Source organism: Bradyrhizobium sp. CIR48 (assembly GCF_014198315.1).
Classification (GTDB): domain Bacteria; phylum Pseudomonadota; class Alphaproteobacteria; order Rhizobiales; family Xanthobacteraceae; genus Bradyrhizobium.
The window spans coordinates 133,586-150,523 of the sequence record NZ_JACIHG010000016.1 but is presented as its reverse complement, the minus strand read 5'-3'; the positions used below and the strand labels follow the sequence as shown (position 1 = coordinate 150,523).

Here is a 16,938-nt window from a genome sequence, read left to right as displayed (position 1 = left end):
ACTATTGTGCTGATCAAGTAACGCAGGGACGCGGCAAAGGAAAGGGCGGCGCCCGGTCACGTGCAATGCATATTCGCAACTGCAAAAAGACGTGTGCGGGCGCTTGGGGATTGGCACAGCCGGGCCATGATGATTAGGTCGCGCGCAACATGAGCACATCCCTCTCCCCCCTGCTCGCACCGATGCTGTCGAGCGCCGCCATGCGCGCGGCCTGCGATGACCGGTCGACCCTGCAGAACATGCTCGATTTCGAGGCAGCCCTGGCACGCGCGGAGGCCGCCACGGATGTGATTCCGGCCTCTGCGGGGGTCTCGATCGAGGCCGCATGCAAGGCCGATTCCTTTGACATGGCGGCGCTGGCGGAGGCCGCGACGCGATCGGGCAATCTGGCGATTCCCCTGGTCAAGATGCTGACCGCCAATGTCGGCAAGGCAGACACGGAGGCCGCGCGCTACGTGCATTGGGGCGCAACCAGCCAGGATGTCATCGACACCGCGACCATGCTCACGCTTCGCGCCGGCCTCGATGCGCTGGACGCCGACCTCAGCCGCGCCATCAGGGGATTCGCCGCGCTGGCGCGCAGCCATCGCAACACCGCGATGGTGGCACGGACCTGGCTGCAGCACGCGCTGCCGATGCCGTTCGGGCTCAAGGCCGCCGAATATGCCGCAAGCCTCGCCCGCGCCCGATGCCGCCTGCGGCGGCTGTCCCGGGAGGGCCTCGCGCTGCAATTCGGCGGCGCCGCCGGCACGCTCGCGGCCCTCGGGGACAAGGGGCTTGCCGTGGCAGAGCGTCTCGCGCAGGAGTTGAACCTGCCGCTACCGGAAGCGCCCTGGCACACCCATCGCGACCGCATCGCGGAGGCCGCTTCGGCTTTCGCTATTCTGGCAGGAACCTGCGGCAAGATCGCGCGCGACGTTTCGCTGATGATGCAGACCGATGTCGGCGAAGCCTTCGAGCCCGCCGGCGAAGGCCGCGGAGGCTCCTCGACCATGCCGCACAAGCGCAACCCGGTCTCCGCCGCAAGCGCGCTGGGCGCCGCCACAATGGCTCCGCAGCTTGCCGCGACGATATTTGCGGCTCAAGTGCAGGATCATGAGCGCAGCGCGGGCCCCTGGCACGCGGAATGGCCGACGCTGCCGCAATTGATGCTGGTCACATCGGGCGCGCTGGCCGCCATCGTCGACATCGCCGAGGGCCTCGACGTCGACGCAGCGCGCATGCGCAGCAATCTCGATGCAACCCACGGGCTGATCATGGCGGAAGCGGTCACTTTCGCGCTGGCCGACAAGATCGGCAAGAGCGAGGCGCATCATCTCATCGAGACCGCCAGCAAGCGCGCGGTTGCCGAGAAGAAACATCTGCGCGAGGTGCTGACCTCCGATTCGCAGGTCACTGCGCACCTTTCGCCGGAAAAAATTGCGGCATTGTTCGAACCGATGGCCTATCAAGGGGCTTCCCAAGCCTTGATCGACCGGCTGCTCGACAGCCTCGACCGCGAATAAGCACCGCAGAATACCACGGAGACGCCGCATGCCCATGATCGATGCCGACGGTTGCCTGCTCAACGTCTCCGTCGAGGGCCGCGACGGCGGGCCGACGCTGATGCTGTCCAACTCGCTCGGCTGCACGCTGCAGATGTGGGAGCCGCAGATGAAGGCGCTGACGCAGGTATTTCGCGTCATCCGCTACGACCGCCGCGGCCACGGCAAGTCGAACGTTCCGCCCGGCCCCTACACCATGGAGCGCTTCGGCCGCGACGTGCTCGCGATCCTCGACGACCTCAACATCGAGAAGGTGCATTGGTGCGGCCTCTCGATGGGCGGCATGGTCGGGCAATGGCTGGGCGCCAACGCGCCGGAGCGCTTCGGCAAGCTCATCCTTGCCAACACTTCCTGCTACTATGCCGAGCCGACCAAATGGCTGGAGCGCATCGACGCCGTGAAGAAGGGCGGCATCGCCGCGGTCGCCGATGCCGTGATCGCGGGATGGCTGACGCAGGACTTCCGCGAGCGCGAGCCTGAGATCACCGCGAAGATGAAGTCGATGCTGCTGGCCTCGCCCGTCGAAGGCTACCTCGCCTGCTGCGAGGCGCTGTCGACGCTCGACCAGCGCGCGCTGCTGCCGAAGATCAAGAGCCCGACATTGGTGATCGCCGGCCGCCACGACATGGCGACGCCGATCTCGGCGGGTGAGTTGATCCGCTCGAATATTCCGGGCGCAAGCATGACCATCATCGACGCCGCCCACATTTCCAACGTCGAGCAGCCGCACGCGTTCACGGATGCGGTGGTGGGATTTTTGACGCAGCGCTAGTTGTTATCCGGAGAAACACCATGGACGACCAGAAGCGCCGCGATGCCGGCATGAACGTGAGACGGAAGGTGCTGGGCAATGCCTGGGTCGACAAGTCGATCGCGAACCGCAATGCGTTCAACACCGACTTCCAGGACATGATCACCCGCTACGCCTGGGGCGAAATCTGGACGCGGCCGCATTTCGACGAGCGCACGCGCCGGGTGCTGGTGATCGGCACCATGGTCGCACTCGGGCAATGGGACGAGTTTCGCCTGCACGTTCGTGCGGCGCTCGCCGAAGGCGGCTTCACCCCCGACGACATCAAGGAAATCCTGCTGCAGCAGGCGATCTATTGCGGCGTGCCGGCGGCGAACCACGCCGTCAAGGAAGCCTCAGCGATTGTGCAGGAGCTCGGCCTGCTCGAGTCCTAGTGAGGAAGGGATCTCGGCAGGGGTCTCGACGATCTGCGGAGCAGCATCGGGCCGCTCGATCAGGATCACGATGGCAGCGCCGAGCAGCAGCAGCAGCTCGGTGGCATGCAGCCGGAGCGCGGCCATCTCGCCGACCTTCGAAGCCATCACCATGCTGGCAAACGAGATCAGGCTGCCGATCGCCAGCGCGATCCCGAGCGCCTCATCGCTGCCGCCGGACTTGCGGATTCGGGGCACGCAGAGCAGAGCGAGATAGATCGCAAAGAACGCCACCACTGTGAGCCGGCCCAGCGCAAGTAGCCAGGCCGCGCGCACCGTGCTCATCCCTGCCATCTGGAGATGGTCGCTGAGGAACAGTGCGACGGCAACGCTCGGCCGCTCGTAGAGGCCATGCACCGGCGCGACGATGATGTTGAAGGCGACGATGGTCCAGGCCGGAATGAAATAGGCCGCCAGCAGCGCGCCGTTGACCGAGCCGATCCGCCAATTCCTGAACATGCCGCTTCCCGCTTCGTCGACCACGCGCCTTCCGCCGGGAAGGCTTTGCCGGGAGCTAACTCGCATCAGACTGTGGCGGCAATTTAAACCCTTTGTTTACCTTAACTGCCCTGCCCCGTCATTCCGGGGCGATGCGCAGCATCGAGCTATGGTGCGCAATTGCGCACCTGAGAATCTCGAGATTCCGGGTCTGGTGCCAACGCACCATCCAATTGCCCCCAAAAAAAGACCCCGCCTTGCGGCGGGGCCCTCCTCACTACCCTTCGTTCTCGGGCTCCCAAATTACTTGTCCTGCTGGCCGCCCTGCTGCTGGCCGGGGCGATCGCCCTGGCGCATCGGATCGTTCTGCTGCTGCTGTCCGGGTTTCTGTCCGCCGCCCTGCTGCTGGCCCGGCTGTTGACCTGGGCGCTGCTGGCCGGGGTTCTGACTCTGCTGACCCGGATTCTGGTTCTGCTGCTTCGTCATTCGGGGAACTCCCTTGTTGGACGTCAGAGGCGAGATAACGGCCGGCATCCGCTTTGGTTGCCCGCGGAACCGGGTTCCTCGCAGTTGCGGAACCGCTGGCCAAATGAGCTCTGTACAAGACCTTTTGCCGGAGCGTGAGCTGTTGCAGCCGCCAGTTCCCTCCTGTTACAAATCCGGAAGAATGCTAGGGGCTGCCGGGGCCCAAGAAACGGCCCAAGAAACCCACTCTCCTAAGAGCTCTCTTTGAGCCCGCGTCAGGTTTGGTACGGCAGCCCATGGATTACTTCGCCCAGCAGCTCATCAACGGTCTCGTTCTGGGCTCGATCTACGGCCTGATCGCCATCGGCTACACGATGGTCTACGGCATCGTCGGCATGATCAACTTCGCCCATGGCGACGTCTTCATGATCGGCGGCTTCATCGCCCTGATCACCTTCCTGATCCTGATCTCGTTCGGACTGACCGCGATCCCGCTGATCCTGCTGGTCGTGCTGCTGGTCTCGATGGCGATCACCGCGCTCTATGGCTGGACCATCGAGCGCATCGCCTACCGACCGCTTCGCCACTCCTTCCGCCTCGCCCCGATGCTGTCGGCGATCGGCATGTCCTTCGTGCTGACCAATTTTTCGCAAGTGGCGCAAGGCGCGCGCGTCAAGCCGATCCCGCCCTTCATCACCGGCGGCTACACCCTGCATGAGAGCACGGACGGCTTCGTGATCCAGCTCTCCAACATCCAGATCATGGTGGTGATCACCACCATCGTGCTGCTGGCTCTCTTCACCTGGCTGGTGTCGCGCACCCGGCTCGGACGCGACATGCGCGCCTGCGAGCAGGACCAGACCATGGCGGCGCTGCTCGGCGTCGACGTCGACCGCACCATCTCCATGACCTTCGTGATCGGTGCCGCGCTCGCCGCGGTCGCGGGCCTGATGTACCTGCTCTATTACGGCCTCGTCGATTTCTTCATGGGCTTCGTTGCCGGCATCAAGGCGTTCACCGCTGCGGTGCTCGGCGGCATCGGCTCGCTGCCCGGCGCCATGCTCGGCGGCCTCGCGATCGGCCTGATCGAGACGTTCTGGTCGGCCTATTTCTCGGTCGAGTACAAAGATGTCGCCGCGTTCTCGATCCTGATCGTCGTGCTGATCTTCATGCCGACCGGCCTGCTCGGCCGTCCCGAAGTCGAAAAAGTCTGACGGTCGCGCGTGACAGCTCCCTCGACCAACACGGCCAAACCTGCAACGGGCATCGTCGCTCTCCTGAAGACGGCCTTCATCAACGCGCTGATCGCGCTGGTGCTGTTCTCGCTGATGATCGGCATCCGCACCGAGGCGGGCGCCTCCGGCCAGCTCACCTATTGGACCCGCTTCGGCGACCTCGCCTCCATCGTCGCCGCCGTATTCGGCGGTTCGATCGTGATCGAGCTGCTTCGGCAATGGATCGGCCCGACCGGCGCCGAGAAGCTGGTGCCGCCGGCGGTGCAGAGCGGCATATCGTTCATTGGCCGCTACCTCGCGCCGGCGCTCCTGATCTTCACGCTGCTGGTGCCGGTGATCTTCTATAACCAGCGCTACATCCTCGACCTCGCGATCCTGGTGCTCACCTATGTCATGCTGGGCTGGGGATTGAACGTCGTGGTCGGGCTCGCCGGCCTGCTCGATCTCGGCTACGTCGCCTTCTATGCGGTCGGCGCCTATTCCTACGGACTGCTCGCCACCAATTTCGGCTGGTCGTTCTGGATCTGCCTGCCGCTCGCCGGCATCCTCGCCGCCTTCTGGGGCGTCCTGCTCGGCTTCCCCGTGCTGCGCCTGCGCGGCGACTATCTCGCCATCGTGACGCTCGCCTTCGGCGAGATCATCCGCCTCGTCATCATCAACTGGCAGGATCTCACCGGTGGCCCCAACGGCGTCTCCGGCATTCCCCGCCCCACCTTCTTCGGCATCCCGCTCGACAACAGCGATGACGGGCTCGCCGCCAGGCTCGGCATCGAATATTCGCCGACGCACCGCATCGTCTTCCTGTTCTATCTGATCCTGGCGCTGGCGCTGCTCACCAACTGGGCGACGATCCGCCTGCGCCGCCTGCCGATCGGACGGGCCTGGGAAGCCTTGCGCGAGGACGAGGTCGCCTGCCGTGCGCTCGGCATCAACACCACGACCACCAAGCTCACGGCGTTCGCGACGGGTGCGATGTTCGGCGGCTTTGCCGGCGCGTTCTTCGCCACCCGGCAGGGCTTCATCAGCCCGGAATCCTTCACCTTCCAGGAATCGGCGCTGGTGCTCGCCATCGTCGTCCTCGGCGGCATGGGCTCGCAGCTCGGCGTCGCGCTCTCCGCGCTCGCCATGATCGGCGGCTTCGAACTGTTCCGGGGCCTGGAGGGCTATCGCATGCTGGTGTTCGGCATGGCCATGGTGCTGATCATGATCTGGCGGCCGCGCGGCCTGATCGGCCATCGCGCACCCACCGTGTATCTGACCAAGGCGAAAGCGATCTCCTCCGACCTCGTCAAGGAAGGGCACGGATGAGCGGCGACAAGATTCTCAGCGTCGACCGGCTCGCCATGCGCTTCGGCGGCATCGTCGCCGTGCAGGACCTTTCTTTCGCCGCCGAGCGGAAGAAGATCACCGCGCTGATCGGGCCGAACGGCGCCGGCAAGACCACCGTCTTCAACTGCATCACCGGATTCTACAAGCCGAGCGGCGGCGCCATTCGCCTCACCCATGACGGCGGCAGGACGATCGCGCTGGAGCGGCTGAACGATTTCCGCATCGCCAAGCAAGCCAAGGTGGCCCGCACCTTCCAGAACATCCGGCTGTTTCCCGGCATGACCGCGCTGGAAAACCTGATGGTGGCGCAGCACAACGCACTGATGCGCGCCTCCGGCTTCACCTTCCTCGGCCTGATCGGCGCCCCCGGCTATCGCGACGCCGAAAAGCGCGCGATTGATCTCGCCACGGACTGGCTCAAGCGAGTCAATCTGCTCGACCGCGCCGACGATGCCGCCGGCAATTTCGCTTATGGCGACCAGCGCCGGCTCGAGATCGCGCGCGCCATGTGCACCGAACCCGCGCTTCTGTGCCTGGACGAGCCCGCCGCCGGCCTCAATGCGCGCGAGAGCGCGGCCTTGAGCGAGCTCCTGCTCTCGATCCGCGACGAGCTCGGCACCTCGATCCTCCTGATCGAGCATGACATGTCGGTGGTGATGGAGATCTCCGACCACATCGTGGTGATGGACCATGGCGTCAAGATCGCCGAAGGCACGCCGCGCGAGGTCCGCGACGATCCCAAGGTGATCGCAGCCTATCTCGGCGCCGACGAGGAAGAGGCGGCAGCCGTGATGGAGGGCGGGTCATGACCGCGGCGCCCTCTCCTCTGCTCGCGATCCGGGGCTTGCGCGCCGCCTACGGCAAGATCGAGGCGCTGAAGGGCGTCGACGTCGAGATCAATGCCGGCGAGATCGTGGCGCTGATCGGCGCCAACGGCGCCGGCAAGTCGACGCTGATGATGACGATCTTCGGCAAGCCGCGCGCCCGCGCCGGCCAGATCCTGTACGAAGGCCGCGACATCACCGACGTCCCCACCCACGAGATCGCGCATTTGCGCATTGCGCAATCGCCGGAGGGCCGCCGCGTCTTCCCGCGCATGAGCGTGGCGGAAAACCTCCAGATGGGGGCGGATGCCACCGAATGCACGGAGGGCGAACGCGAGGCGACGCTGCAACGCGTCTTCACGCTGTTTCCGCGCCTGAAGGAACGCTACGCCCAGCGTGGCGGAACGCTGTCCGGCGGCGAGCAGCAGATGCTGGCGATCGGCCGCGCCTTGATGAGCCGTCCCCGCCTGCTCCTGCTCGACGAGCCCTCGCTTGGCCTTGCGCCGCTGATCGCGCGCCAGATCTTCGATGCGATCCGCACCCTGAACCGGCAGGACGGCCTGACCGTCCTGATCGTCGAGCAGAACGCCAACCACGCCCTCAAGCTCGCCCATCGCGGCTATGTCATGGTCAATGGCCTGATCACGCTGGCCGGTACCGGCGCCGAATTGTTGCAGCGCCCCGAGATTCGCGCGGCCTACCTGGAAGGCGGCCGGCACGGCTGACCGGCCGGCAGCCCGACCCGCGTGCGGCCCCGTGTGGCGAGATATCTCTGCCGATGCCCGTATTTTGCCGGTGACTTCTCGGTAAATTCATTCGAGAATGGCGCCGGTTTGAACCGGGCACGCCCGGCAACTTCCACAGGCGACCACCCGCGAGGTATCTCATGAAGTCACTGAAGCTCATCGGTCTGGCATTCGGCGCGTCGATCGCGCTTTCGAGCGCGGCGTTCGCGCAGGATGTCACCGTCGCAGTCGCAGGCCCGATGACCGGCGGCGAGTCCGCCTTCGGCCGCCAGATGAAGAACGGCGCCGAAATGGCCGTGGCCGATATCAATGCCGCAGGCGGCGTCAACGGCAAGAAGCTCGCGCTTTCCGTCGAGGACGATGCCTGCGACCCGAAGCAGGCGCGCTCGATCGCCGAAAAGATCGCCGGCGCGAAAATCCCGTTCGTGGCCGGGCACTATTGCTCGTCGTCGTCGATCCCGGCTTCCGAAGCCTATGCCGACGGCAACGTGCTGCAGATCACGCCGGCCTCGACCAATCCGCTGTTCACCGAGCGCAAGCTCTGGAACGTGGCGCGCGTCTGCGGTCGTGACGATCAGCAGGGCCTGATCGCGGCGCAGTACATCGCCAAGAACTACAAGGGCAAGAACATCGCGATCCTCAACGACAAGACCACCTACGGCAAGGGTCTTGCCGACGAGACCAAGAAGGCGCTCAACAAAGCCGGCGTCACCGAGAAGATGTACGAGTCCTACAACAAGGGCGACAAGGACTTCAACGCGATCGTCTCGCGCTTGAAGCGTGACAACATCGACCTCGTCTATGTCGGCGGGTACCATCAGGAGAGCGGCCTGATCCTGCGTCAGATGCGCGACCAGGGCCTCAAGACCGTGCTGATGGCCGGCGACGCGCTCGCCGACAAGGAGTACGCCTCCATCACCGGCCCGGCCGGCGAAGGCACGCTGTTCACCTTCGGCCCCGATCCGCGCAACAAGCCGACCGCGAAGAAGATCGTCGAGGCTTTCAAGGCCAAGAATATCGACCCGGAGGGCTACACCCTCTACACCTACGCGGCGATGCAGGTGTGGTCGCAGGCGGCCAAGAAGGCCGGCACCACCGACGCCAAGAAGGTCATGGAGGCGATGAAGGCCGGCAAGTGGGACACCGTGATCGGTCCGATCGAGTATGACGCCAAGGGCGACATCAAGCAGATCGACTACGTCGTCTACAAATGGGACGCCAAGGGCAACTATGCCGAGATCAAGGGCAACGGCACCTAAGCCCGCTTGACGCGCCCTCGGGCCGCCATACGATCGTCACCACGCCCCGGCTTGCCCGGGGCGTTTCTTTTCGCGGGCGGTTCAGACGGCCGCAGGCAGTTCGCCGCTGGCCGCAGCCTGGGCCTTCCGCAGTGCTTGCAGGAGGTCGTTCGGCCGAAACGGCTTTTGCAGGCAGACCACGTTGGCGAGGTGAGGCGCTTGGTCCAGGAAATCGAGCGTCGTCATCCCGGACACCGCAATGATGGGAAGTCCCGGCGCACGCTCGCGCAGGCTCGCGATGACGTCGACGCCGCTGGTGTCACCAAGGAAGATATCGACGATTGCCGCGTCAAAGGAGCCTTCCGCGAAGGTTTTCAGCCCCGCCGCACCGCTGTCGGCCTCGGCAACCTCGTAACGGTTGACCCGAAGCACGATCGCGACCATCGCGCGCACGTCCTTCTGGTCGTCGATGATGAGAATACGAGGCATGGGAACAACCCCCACGATTGATCCAAATCGTATGATTCAAGCCTGGAACCCGCCGCGGCGGCAGGGCATTATGACACCGCCCAGTAAAGCGCATCTTACCCATCCCTATTCCGCGCTCCCACCAAAATTAAGTAAACTGTAACCTTCGGTTGAGTCGTCACTGCAACAGTTCACGACACGCGCCCGGAACGGGCTACCGTGGGGACCGTGGAGATCAAGACTGCCGTATCTTGGAACTGCGGAGATGCTCAAAACGGGTCTGCATGAGATGAACGTGCCTGCGATCGACCGAAGCACATTTCTTTCAACGCTGCCGGCCGCACCGGCCGACCGGACCGCGGCAATGTGGATCGTCGGCGTCTCCTCGATCCTGTTCGCCCTGGCCGTTCCGTTCGCAGGTATCCAGCTGCCGCCGGTCCCCGCCTTCGTGGCGAGCTACCAATCCGCCCTGGCGGTGAGCGACATCATCACGGCAGTGCTGCTGCTGTCGCAGTTTTCGGTGCTGCGGACCCGCGCCCTGTTGTGGCTGTCGACCGGCTACCTGTTCACCGCCGCGGCAGCGCTGGTCCATGCCCTCACCTTCCCCGGCCTGTTCGCGCCGACCGGGCTGTTTGGCGCCGGCAGTCAGACCACGGTCTGGCTCTACATGGTCTGGCACGGCGCCTTCCCGCTGTTCGTGCTGGGCTATGCCTGGCTGAAGGAAAAGGACGGCGGCCCCACGATCCGGGGCACGACAAGCAACGTGATCTACGCCATCGTGCTCGGCGTCATCGTGGCCATGGCTGCCTTCACCTGGATCGTCACCGCCCAGCACGATCTGTTGCCGGTCCTGCTCCGCGACAGCCGATACACACCGACCATGATCGGGGTCGTGTCTTTTGTTTGGTCGCTGAGCTTCGCCGCGCTCGTTTCGCTGTGGTTCCGGCGCCCGCATTCGGTGATCGACATATGGCTCATGGTCGTGATGTGCGCATGGCTGTTCGACATCGCGCTGTCTGCGATCGTCAACGTCGTGCGCTTCGATCTCGGTTTCTACGCCGGCCGTCTCTATGGCCTCTGCGCGTCGAGCTTCGTGCTGGCGGTGTTGCTGATCGAGAATGTTCGCCTTCAGGCCCGGACGGTGGGTCTTGTCGGCAGGCTGCGCGAGCAATCGGCGTCGGATCGCGACTTCTATGGCAAGCGCCTCGCGCTGTATGGCGCCGTCGTCGAATCCTCCAACGACGCCATCATCACCCAGTCGCTCAACGGCGCCATCACCGGCTGGAACCGTGCGGCCGAGCACCTGTTCGGCTATTCCGCCGCAGAGGCCGTCGGCAAGCCGATCGACATCATCGTGCCTGAGGACCGCAAGCCGGAAGTCAGGAGCATTCTCAATCGCATCAGCAGCAACGAGTCGATTGCCCAGCACGAGACCGTCCGTCTCAGGAAGGATGGTCGCGCGCTCGACGTCGTCCTCAACGTCTCGCCACTTCGGGCGGAGAGCGGCGAGATCATCGGCGCCTCCAAGATCGCTCACGACATCACCGAGGAGAAGCAATCCAGGGAAAAGCTTCGCCGCGAGATCGAGGAGCGCCAGCGCATCTTCGAGACCTCGCAGGACCTGATCCTGGTCACCGACGGTTTCGGCAATTTCATCCAGGTCAGCCCCAGCGTGAAGGACATCCTCGGCTTCAGCCCGGAAGATCTGATCGGGCACAGCGCCACCGAGTTCATTCACCCCGACGACCTCGATAGAACCCGGGAGGAGATGCGTGCGGCGCGGCGCGGCGCGGTCAAGCGCAGCTTTGAGGCGCGCTACTATCACTACGACGGTCACGAGGTCACGCTGAACTGGATGGGCACCTGGTCCGAGCCGGTGAAGCGTCACTTCTTCATCGGCCGGGATCTCACGGAGAAGCAGGCCGCCGAAGCCCAGTTCCGGCAGGTCCAGAAAATGGATTCCATCGGTCAGTTGACCGGCGGCGTCGCTCACGACTTCAACAACGTGCTGACCGTGATCACCGGCACGATCGGCATCTTGTCGGACGCGGTCGCCGACCGGCCCGAGCTGGCTGCGATCACCAAGCTGATCGATGACGCCGCCGAGCGCGGCGCGCAGCTGACCAAGCATCTGCTAGCCTTCGCCCGCAAGCAGCCGCTCCAGCCCCGCGAGATCGACGTCAATGCGCTGGCGCTGGAAGCCGCCAAGCTGTTGCACCCCACCTTGGGCGAGCAGATCACCATCATGCCGCAGCTCACCGAGGATGCATGGCCGGCTCTGGTCGACCCCGGCCAGCTTTCCACGGCGATCCTCAACCTCGCGCTGAACGCGCGTGACGCGATGCCCGATGGCGGCACCCTGGTGCTGGAGACCCGCAACGTCTTCCTCGACGACGGCTATGCCAGCATGAATGCCGACATGGTCGCCGGCAGTTACGTGATGATCGCGGTCAGCGACACCGGCTCCGGAATTCCGCCGGAGTTGATCGACCGGGTGTTCGACCCCTTCTTCACCACCAAGGAGGTTGGCAAGGGCACCGGGCTCGGGCTCAGCATGGTGTTCGGCTTCGTCAAGCAGTCCGGCGGCCACGTCAAGATCTACAGCGAGGAAGGCCACGGCACGAGCGTCAAGATCTACCTGCCGCGCTCGAGCGGCGTGCAGGAGACCGAGATCGAAGTGCTCCAGAACGCGCCCATCACCGGCGGCGACGAGAAGATCCTGATCGTCGAGGACGATGCGCTGGTGCGGCAATATGTGGTGACCCAGGTCAAGAGCCTCGGCTACACCGCGCTCGAGGCCGCCAACGGCGCGGAGGCTCTGACCATCATCGACAACGATAAGACCATCGACCTGCTCTTCACCGACATCATCATGCCGGGCAACATGAACGGTCGCCAGCTTGCCGATGAAGCCGCCCGCCGCCGTCCGGACCTGAAGACATTGTTCACCTCGGGCTACACCGAGAACGCCATCGTCCACCATGGCCGGCTCGATTCCGGCGTGCTGCTGCTGGCAAAGCCCTACCGCAAGTCCGAGCTCGCCAAGATGCTCCGGACGGCACTCGCCAGTTGAGCCTGCGTCCTCTCTGCGCTATCGCAGATCGCGAACTGCACTCAACGATGAGGCCGCCTTGAAAAATCTGCTCACCGATATTGCCGGCCTCCGCGTTGGCCATGCCGAAGATACGAAAGTGGCCTCTGGCACGACCGCGATCATCTTCGACCAGCCGGCGGTCGCGGCGATCGACGTCCGCGGCGGCGGACCCGGCACGCGCGAGGACGCACTGCTCGATCTCGCCAACACCGTCGAGCGCGTCGACGCGATCGCACTGTCCGGCGGTTCCGCGTTTGGTCTCGATACCGGCGGCGGGGTGCAGGCGTGGCTCGCCGAGCAGGGCCGCGGCCACCGGGTTCGGGAAGCACTGATCCCGATCGTGCCGGGCGCGATCCTGTTCGATCTGCTCAATGGGGGCGACAAGGCCTGGGGACGGTTCTCGCCCTATCGTGACCTCGGCTACGCCGCGGCGGCCGCCGCCGGCACCGACTTCGCGATCGGCAGCGTCGGCGCCGGCCTCGGTGCCACCACCGCAACGCTCAAGGGCGGGCTCGGCTCGGCCTCGGCGGTGACGCCCGATGGCGTCAAGGTCGCCGCGATCGTCGCCGTCAACGCGGTAGGAAGCGTCACCGTCGGCAACGGACCTTGGTTCTGGGCGGCGCCGTTCGAGGTGAACGGCGAGTTCGGCGGACGCGGCCTGCCGGACAAATTCACAGACGACATGCTCCGCATGCGCATCAAGGGCGGCCCTGCCGCGAACGCGCGCGAGAACACTACCATTGGCGCGGTCGTCACCGACGCGGTGCTGACCAAGCCCCAGGCCAAGCGGCTCGCGATGATCGCACACACCGGCTTTGCCCGCGCGATCTACCCGGTGCATGCACCGACGGATGGCGACGTGCTGTTTGCGGCCGCCACCGGTGAGAAGCCGATCGATCCGCTGGTCGGCCTCACCGAGCTCGGCACCGTCGCGGCCAACGTGGTCGCGCGCGCAATCGCCCGCGGCGTCTATAGCGCAGCCGCGCTACCGTTCCCGGGAGCGCAGCCGGCCTGGATGGGCCGGTTCGGCTAGCAACGAAACGGCGGATACGGCGTTGTCCTGGCGGGCCAAGGTGTACCGCCATGCCGTCGTCCGTGATCCGCTTCTTCCGCTATGCGCCGAATACGCGCGAGCTGAAGGTGACTTTCGTTAGCGGACGCCTCTATGTCTACGAGGACGTTCCGCCCGAGGTCGCCGCGGCGTTCAGGGAAACGCGCTTAAAGGGGGCGTTCTTCAACCACGAGATCCGCGACCGGTACGCCTATCGTGACATCACGCACGAATATGCCGGCTGACTCGGATGCCGCTCACACGCTCATCGACATCGACGAACCGGCAGCCGCCGAAGAGCCTTGCCCGCCTTGCTGCTGCATCAACTGCGCGAACAGATCGTAAGCCGAATTGCGGGGGCTGGAGGCGCCTGGCACCGTCGTCGACATCTTGAAGCCGTCGGCATACGTGACGGTCGTCGTGGTCGAGCCGTCGGCAGCGGTCGTCGTGGTCGAGGTCGATCCGCCGCTGGGCTTCGACGAGGAATCCGAGCCATCGCCCGCGCCGCCGGCGCCTTGCGCGTGATGGTGCCCGTGGCCGCTCTTCAGCGCCTTCGACATCTCGTCAAGGCTGACGTTGCCGTCGGCGTTCGCATCCAGCTTCGAGAAGACATCGTCGGCCTGCGCGAGGTTGGTGCCGCCGGCGCCCAGCGCGTCCTCGAACTCGGACTTGGTAATGCTGCCGTCGCCGTCCGCATCGATCTGAGAGAACAGATCCTTGAGCGCAGCCTCCCGGCCCTTCGACATCGAGGACGACGAACTCGACGAGGTCGAGCTCGCCGAACTGCTCGCGCCGTCGGTCGACTGGCTCTGCGCGGCGAGCAGCGCGTTCATCGTCTCCGGCGCGATCTGTGGCGGACTGCCTGAGCCGACCAATGAGGTCGTCATGCTGCCCGCGCTGCTGTCGATCGCGAACGGGTTGGTTGCGCCCTGCGAAGATCCGGCCTTCTGCGCCGACCCGGCCTTCTGCGTCGACGAGGACGACTTCGAATTCGTCAGCGACTGGATCGCGTCGAGCGCGCTGGACACGGCGCCAAGGGCTAACAGCATTGCACAACTCCAACCGACGCGGCATGCCGCGGCCAATGTTCTGTCGGGTAACGTCAGCAAGCGTCATGCCAGCGCAAAAAGTTCAATGAAATCCGCCGCCACGCACCTTCGACGGCCCGGGAACACCGGCAAATCATGCCGGTCGCGGCAGAAATTTCCGCCCACAGGAAGCACGCCTGCCCTGCATTGCCGACCACGGAGGCCCATGTTAGCGAGGCCCAATCTTCTTTCGGCCGCCACGGGAAACCGCCATGACCCAAGCCTTCGCCCCCCGCCCCCTGGCAATCGCGCCCTCGATCCTGGCCTCGGACTTCTCCAGGCTCGGCGAGGAGGTGCACAGCGTCGACGCCGCCGGCGCGGACTGGATCCATCTCGACGTGATGGACGGTCACTTCGTCCCCAACATCTCGTACGGCCCCGACGTCATCAAGGCGATGCGCCCGCACACGAAGAAGGTGTTCGACGCACACCTGATGATCTCGCCCTGCGACCCCTATCTCGAGGCCTTTGCGAAAGCCGGCTGCGACCACATCACGGTGCATGCGGAGGCCGGTCCGCATTTGCACCGCTCGCTCCAGGCGATCCGCGCGCTCGGCAAGAAGGCCGGCGTCTCGCTCAATCCCGGCACACCGATCAGCACGCTCGAATATGTCCTCGACCTCGTCGACCTCGTGCTGGTGATGTCGGTCAATCCCGGCTTCGGCGGCCAGGCCTTCATCCCTTCCGCGATCGGCAAAATCCGCGACATCCGCGCGATGACGGCCGGACGCCCGATCGACATCGAGGTTGATGGCGGCGTCGGCCCCGAAGTTGCGGGCGCGCTCGCCGCGGCCGGCGCCAACGCCTTCGTCGCCGGCACATCCGTGTTCAAGGGCGGCACGCTGGACTCGTACAAAGCCAACATCGCCGCGATCCGCAACGCAGCACTGGGGGCACGCGGCGAGGCGATCTGAGACCATCGCTGTCCGAACCGGAGCTGCTGCCGCTGCGACCAACGGGGATGGATGAACTCCGCGCCACTCTGTTTTCTGCCGGCCTGCTTCGTCTTCTCGCCGAGTCCCTTCAGGATGGAGAGCAAGTGGTCTGGCAGGGGCAGCCCGACGGCATCGCCCGCGCGGCAATGTGGCGATTTCTCTGGTGTATCGGATTTCCCTGGTTGTTGCTGACCGTCATCGCCGTCAGGAACGATTGGATCGACCAAGCGACCCAACCTCTCGCGATGCTTGGAGTTGGGATTGTTGCAGCTCCGTTCGTGATGCTGCTGCAAGACCTGCAGACGCTTTATGTGATCACCGACCACCGCGCGCTGATCGTGCGCACGGCCTGGAGCAGACGCAGCGTGACGGCTACTTCGTTCGACGCCATGGATGCAGTGTTCGAAATCCTCGACATCGGCGGCGGCGTCGGCCATCTCAACTTTGCGTCAGGGCGCTCGACCCGTTCGCCCGATACCGACTACACCGGGCGCTATGGGTTTCGCTGCGTTCGAGACGCACGGCGCATCCGGGATATCCTCGATCATGCGCGCACCGGCAAAGTAAGCCGGTCGCACCTGGAAAGAATTGCGGCTTCTATGGGTAAAGTTTAAAATTGTAGCCTTCGTCCGTACTCATCCGGACTTCACTGATTCGTGCAAATCACTGCAAGTGATTCCTGCCTGTTTTCGCGGGAGCAGATCATGACGACGACCCTGGTTTGGACTGGCGTGGCGTTGTGGATTGGTTTCAGTGCGTTTGTCGTGCTCGGTCCGTCGGCCGGCCCGGTCGAGGCTCCGGCCCGTTCGGCCCGCAACATCCGTCGCGCCCGCGACAGGGGCTGACGTCCATGCAGATCGCTCTCGTGAAGCGTCAGCCTAAACGCAGGTGCCGGATTCCACGGCGCCCGCATCCGAGCCTCGATTATTTCTTCGGCCGCCTCGAGCGAGCCGATGGCGGGCTAGACGACGATGCCGGGTTTCGACTGTTCGGACCTCGATCATTCGTTTCCTTCGCGGCGCCGACACTGAGACACTCTTTTCCGGACCACCTCCCATGAAACCGCACTGCCCGAACTGCCTCAAGGAAATGACCAAGGCATCCGCGTCGCGTAACCTGTTCAATTGCGAGCCCTGCCGCGAGATCATCCAATATTTCGGCGGCAGTCCGGATCACGGCGAGCCCGGCCCGCAATTCTGTTGGCCGATCCGCCGCAAGCGCACCGTTCACTCCGTCCACGCGGCCTAATCCAGCCTCAA

General features: G+C 64.8%; 19 protein-coding genes. 15 read left to right on the top strand and 4 right to left on the bottom strand.

Annotation, left to right across the window (positions count from 1 at the left end):
* The first annotated feature begins 149 nt into the window (after window positions 1–149).
* From GGD66_RS36830 to GGD66_RS36820, 3 genes are read left to right on the top strand one after another with little or no spacing between them, the layout of a single operon-like run.
* Window positions 150–1,505 (top strand): 3-carboxy-cis,cis-muconate cycloisomerase, encoded by a 1,356-nt coding sequence (locus GGD66_RS36830; protein WP_183261570.1) that lies wholly within the window; start codon window positions 150–152, stop codon window positions 1,503–1,505.
* Between the two features lie 28 nt (window positions 1,506–1,533).
* Window positions 1,534–2,316 (top strand): 3-oxoadipate enol-lactonase, encoded by a 783-nt coding sequence (gene pcaD / locus GGD66_RS36825; protein ID WP_183261568.1) that lies wholly within the window; start codon window positions 1,534–1,536, stop codon window positions 2,314–2,316.
* 20 nt (window positions 2,317–2,336) lie between these two features.
* A complete protein-coding gene (locus tag GGD66_RS36820) occupies window positions 2,337–2,729 on the top strand; it encodes a carboxymuconolactone decarboxylase family protein (RefSeq protein ID WP_018316533.1) in 393 nt (130 codons plus the stop codon).
* Here the strand turns inward: GGD66_RS36820 and GGD66_RS36815 are convergent.
* On the bottom strand, window positions 2,691–3,227 hold the full coding sequence (locus GGD66_RS36815) for a hypothetical protein (RefSeq protein WP_183261598.1): 537 nt from the start codon (window positions 3,225–3,227) through the stop codon (window positions 2,691–2,693). The genes GGD66_RS36820 and GGD66_RS36815 overlap by 39 nt on opposite strands.
* Before the next feature lie 282 nt (window positions 3,228–3,509).
* Complete coding sequence (locus tag GGD66_RS36810) at window positions 3,510–3,692, bottom strand: hypothetical protein (protein WP_018316535.1); 183 nt, start codon at window positions 3,690–3,692, stop codon at window positions 3,510–3,512.
* Window positions 3,693–3,967: 275 nt separating this feature from the next.
* Between GGD66_RS36810 and GGD66_RS36805 the strand changes: the two genes are divergently transcribed.
* The 5 genes from GGD66_RS36805 to GGD66_RS36785 all read left to right on the top strand — a co-directional run bounded on the left by GGD66_RS36805 (window position 3,968) and on the right by GGD66_RS36785 (window position 9,064).
* Window positions 3,968–4,885 carry an ABC transporter permease subunit gene (locus tag GGD66_RS36805; RefSeq protein ID WP_018316536.1) on the top strand — a complete coding sequence of 306 codons (918 nt, stop codon included), beginning with the start codon at window positions 3,968–3,970 and terminating at the stop codon, window positions 4,883–4,885.
* Between the two features lie 9 nt (window positions 4,886–4,894).
* A complete protein-coding gene (gene livM / locus GGD66_RS36800) occupies window positions 4,895–6,214 on the top strand; it encodes a high-affinity branched-chain amino acid ABC transporter permease LivM (protein WP_092259124.1) in 1,320 nt (439 codons plus the stop codon).
* The gene (locus tag GGD66_RS36795) at window positions 6,211–7,044 is read left to right on the top strand and encodes an ABC transporter ATP-binding protein (RefSeq protein WP_091965931.1); all 834 of its coding nucleotides are present in this window, start codon (window positions 6,211–6,213) and stop codon (window positions 7,042–7,044) included. The genes livM and GGD66_RS36795 overlap by 4 nt, the downstream gene beginning before the upstream one ends.
* Window positions 7,041–7,784 (top strand): ABC transporter ATP-binding protein, encoded by a 744-nt coding sequence (locus tag GGD66_RS36790; protein WP_026201689.1) that lies wholly within the window; start codon window positions 7,041–7,043, stop codon window positions 7,782–7,784. The genes GGD66_RS36795 and GGD66_RS36790 overlap by 4 nt, the downstream gene beginning before the upstream one ends.
* Before the next feature lie 161 nt (window positions 7,785–7,945).
* A complete protein-coding gene (locus GGD66_RS36785; protein WP_018316540.1) occupies window positions 7,946–9,064 on the top strand; it encodes a branched-chain amino acid ABC transporter substrate-binding protein in 1,119 nt (372 codons plus the stop codon).
* 81 nt (window positions 9,065–9,145) lie between these two features.
* Here GGD66_RS36785 and GGD66_RS36780 read toward each other — a convergent pair whose 3' ends face one another.
* A complete protein-coding gene (locus GGD66_RS36780) occupies window positions 9,146–9,532 on the bottom strand; it encodes a response regulator (protein ID WP_018316541.1) in 387 nt (128 codons plus the stop codon).
* Window positions 9,533–9,776: 244 nt separating this feature from the next.
* On the opposite strand from GGD66_RS36780, the gene GGD66_RS36775 reads away from it, so the two are divergent.
* From GGD66_RS36775 to GGD66_RS36765, 3 genes are read left to right on the top strand one after another with little or no spacing between them, the layout of a single operon-like run.
* Entirely contained in the window at window positions 9,777–12,584 is a 2,808-nt protein-coding gene (locus GGD66_RS36775; protein WP_092259119.1) for a PAS domain S-box protein, read from the top strand.
* A 58-nt stretch (window positions 12,585–12,642) separates the two neighbouring features.
* Complete coding sequence (locus GGD66_RS36770; protein ID WP_183261566.1) at window positions 12,643–13,638, top strand: P1 family peptidase; 996 nt, start codon at window positions 12,643–12,645, stop codon at window positions 13,636–13,638.
* A 50-nt stretch (window positions 13,639–13,688) separates the two neighbouring features.
* Complete coding sequence (locus tag GGD66_RS36765; RefSeq protein WP_183230000.1) at window positions 13,689–13,901, top strand: KTSC domain-containing protein; 213 nt, start codon at window positions 13,689–13,691, stop codon at window positions 13,899–13,901.
* A gap of 12 nt (window positions 13,902–13,913) precedes the next feature.
* On the opposite strand, the gene GGD66_RS36760 is transcribed toward GGD66_RS36765, so the two are convergent.
* The gene (locus GGD66_RS36760; RefSeq protein ID WP_183230002.1) at window positions 13,914–14,705 is read right to left on the bottom strand and encodes an EF-hand domain-containing protein; all 792 of its coding nucleotides are present in this window, start codon (window positions 14,703–14,705) and stop codon (window positions 13,914–13,916) included.
* Between the two features lie 251 nt (window positions 14,706–14,956).
* Between GGD66_RS36760 and rpe the strand changes: the two genes are divergently transcribed.
* From rpe to GGD66_RS36740, 4 genes are all read left to right on the top strand, one after another.
* Window positions 14,957–15,658 (top strand): ribulose-phosphate 3-epimerase, encoded by a 702-nt coding sequence (rpe, locus tag GGD66_RS36755; protein ID WP_183261564.1) that lies wholly within the window; start codon window positions 14,957–14,959, stop codon window positions 15,656–15,658.
* A 47-nt stretch (window positions 15,659–15,705) separates the two neighbouring features.
* Entirely contained in the window at window positions 15,706–16,293 is a 588-nt protein-coding gene (locus GGD66_RS36750; protein ID WP_183261562.1) for a hypothetical protein, read from the top strand.
* A 90-nt stretch (window positions 16,294–16,383) separates the two neighbouring features.
* The gene (locus tag GGD66_RS36745) at window positions 16,384–16,524 is read left to right on the top strand and encodes a hypothetical protein (RefSeq protein WP_177237224.1); all 141 of its coding nucleotides are present in this window, start codon (window positions 16,384–16,386) and stop codon (window positions 16,522–16,524) included.
* A gap of 211 nt (window positions 16,525–16,735) precedes the next feature.
* Window positions 16,736–16,927 (top strand): hypothetical protein, encoded by a 192-nt coding sequence (locus tag GGD66_RS36740; RefSeq protein WP_018316550.1) that lies wholly within the window; start codon window positions 16,736–16,738, stop codon window positions 16,925–16,927.
* Window positions 16,928–16,938 lie beyond the last annotated feature (11 nt).